Here is a 293-nt window from a genome sequence, read left to right as displayed (position 1 = left end):
TCGAATTCGGCCGCAAGACCATCTCTTCCTACGAGCGTCCGACAATCGATGCCGTCGAGCAGAGCACCATGAACGCCGGCGCCGCCGAGAAGAAGGCGGCCTGAGCATGCTCGATCCCAGACAGGACCGCTTGCCGTCATGACAAGTCCGGGCAGTCCGTCAGAAACGCGGGCCTTGATCATCGAACGTCTCGTCGGCGACAGCGGCGAGGCGGCGCAGGTGATCGGCGTCGGCCGCGGCATGGCCGAACGGGCGCTGCCGCTCTTGCAGAAAGCGCTGGCCGGCGAGCTCGG

Annotated in this window: 1 pseudogene; it reads left to right on the top strand. The window is 66.6% G+C overall.

From position 1 onward, the window contains the following. Positions 1-104: pseudogene (locus tag EN852_RS43010) on the top strand (flagellar motor stator protein MotA); the annotation flags it as partial. Between the last annotated feature and the right edge of the window lie 189 nt (positions 105-293).

The sequence above is a fragment of the Mesorhizobium sp. M2E.F.Ca.ET.209.01.1.1 genome, assembly GCF_004010375.2.
GTDB lineage: Bacteria > Pseudomonadota > Alphaproteobacteria > Rhizobiales > Rhizobiaceae > Mesorhizobium.
Note: the sequence above shows the minus strand (reverse complement) of the source record. Positions and strands in the feature narration are given on the sequence as shown.